The sequence below is a fragment of the Palleronia caenipelagi genome (assembly GCF_007004065.1).
Classification (GTDB): Bacteria; Pseudomonadota; Alphaproteobacteria; order Rhodobacterales; family Rhodobacteraceae; genus Palleronia; species Palleronia caenipelagi.
Map to the genome: position 1 here is coordinate 1 of NZ_VFSV01000121.1, position 2,115 is coordinate 2,115.

A 2,115-nucleotide genomic window follows, 5' to 3' on the forward strand; every position below is an offset into this window, starting at 1 on the left:
ATGAGTGCGGGCGTCTTTCGTTGTAGTAGCTGATCCAGTCACCGATCCCGTCCCGGGCTTCGGAACCTGTTTCGAAGGCGTTCAAGTAGACGCATTCGTATTTGAGGGATCGCCAGAGCCGCTCGATCATCCGGTTGTCGATCCAGCGGCCCCGGCCATCCATCGAGATTTTGATCTTTGCGTCGCGCAGCACGTCGGTGAAGTCGGTGCTGGTGAATTGGGATCCTTGATCGGTGTTGAAAATCTCGGGGGTGCTGTATCGAGCCAGCGCTTCTTTCAAAGCCTCGACGCAGAACCCCGCGTCCATGCTGTTCGAGAGCCGCCAGCTCAGCACCTTCCGGCTGTGCCAATCCATGATGGCCACGAGATAGAGAAACCCCCGGCGCATCGGGATGTAGCTGATGTCAGCACACCAGACCTGGTTAGGTCGGGGGATGGGTAAGTCTTTCAGAAGATATGGATATATCTTGTGCTCCGGGTGCTTCTTGCTGGTCTTCGGTTCCTGGTAGATAGGCGCCAACCGCATGAGCTGCATCAGCCGCCGCACACGATGTCGGCCGCATTTATGTCCCTCGCGAGCCAAGTGCCGGACCATCTGGCGTGAGCCATACCATGGCGTCTCGAGGAACTGACGATCGATGATTTCCATGAACTTCAGGTTCTCGGGGCTTTCCCCACGCGGCTGGTAGTAGAGGGTTGAGCGTGCCAGTGACAGCAGACTGCATTGCCGCCGGACGCTGAGATCGGGATGGTCCCGCTTCAACGCTTTCTGCCTCCAGTGTCGAGGATGAGACTGTCCGCCAAGGACCTCGGACCAATGGCGGCCTCATGGACGGACCTTCCGACAAAAAATCCCGTTCCACGACCAACTGGCCGATCCTGGCATGCAGCTTCTCGACATCCTTCTCAGAAATCTCCGGCTCAGCCGATGCACCTCCGCCAAATGCAGATGCCATGTCCGTCGTTCCCTTCGTGGGCGCTCCATAACCTGAACGAAAAATTCCTGAAGCCGAAGATCGAACCCGTTGCACAGCTTGTGCCGAACCGCCGGCGCTTGGCGCTGGTAGCTCGGCGGGATCTCATCCTTCAAATACTTCTGGATCGTGTTCCGCGACTATCCCGTCGCCCGCGCCACAGATCGGATGCTGCGGCCTTCCCGCACTATCCATCGTCGGATCTTCGATACACTTTCCATCAATAGCACCCGCTCTTTCCTCCACACAATTCTGCGCGGATGTTAACGAAAACAGGCGGGGCAATTTTACTCGCTCATAACCAACCCAAGTGGGTCAAATTTGGATGCCGGTTCACACAGTTCGGGATCAACGAGAAAACACTGGAAATCCGGGCTGCTGAGTTCACCACCAGCGACATAGGCGACGCCCCCCATGAACGTTGTCCCTGTCACCGGACAGCGGGGTACTTTACCCTTGGCCATGGGAGAAGGACGAGATCAGACGACATAGACGGAAACATACGGACGAATTCAACGCTGCGGCGGTTGACCGGCTTTATGAGCCGGGCGCGACGGAGGGCACCGTGGCCAAGGAGTTGGGAATCACGGGAACCCAGCTGAAGACCTAGCGGCTGGAGATTGAGGCGTTCGGCTCGATGGAAGCGAAACGCCGCCAAAAGGCGGATGCTGCCGAGCTGGAACGGCTGCGGAAAGAGAGCAAGCGTCTCGCGGAGGAGAATGAAATTCTTCAGAGGGGTGAGCATGCGAACGCCACGGGTCCGAGTGCGCCTGCGAACGTTTTTTCGCAGCAAGGGCGGTGAAGTGAGGGCATGAGCGCCACTGGTCCGAGCGACTGCCCGAACGATGAACAAGCGCGCTTTCATCCCTGCCCACAAAGCTCAGTTCGACTGACCGTGGCCCCAGTGGGGCCGCGTAAGCGGGAGAACGCGGTTTCTACACTTTGCCGGCTGGTCCGCCTGTCGCGCAGTTGGTTTTATGGTCACGGCGCCGGTGAGGCAGCCCGTGAAAGTCGGAAGGCGCGGCGTGCGGCACGGGACAAGGCACTGCTGGAGCGGATCAGCCATTTTTTCAAAGCCAGCAAGGGGCGCTACGGGTCCAAACGCATCCACCGGGATCCATGCGCTGACGGGGAGAGCGTC

1 protein-coding gene and 2 pseudogenes are annotated in these 2,115 nt (G+C 58.8%); 2 read left to right on the plus strand and 1 reads right to left on the minus strand.

Going from position 1 to position 2,115, the window contains the following annotated elements; all coding sequences use genetic code 11:
* Positions 1 to 956: pseudogene (locus FEV53_RS20095) on the minus strand (IS3 family transposase); the annotation flags it as partial.
* A gap of 439 nt (positions 957 to 1,395) precedes the next feature.
* Here FEV53_RS20095 and FEV53_RS22280 point away from each other — a divergent pair.
* Complete coding sequence (locus tag FEV53_RS22280; protein ID WP_142836398.1) at positions 1,396 to 1,584, plus strand: transposase; 189 nt, start codon at positions 1,396 to 1,398, stop codon at positions 1,582 to 1,584.
* Positions 1,585 to 1,785: 201 nt separating this feature from the next.
* Positions 1,786 to 2,115 (plus strand): annotated as a pseudogene (locus FEV53_RS20105) (hypothetical protein); the annotation flags it as partial.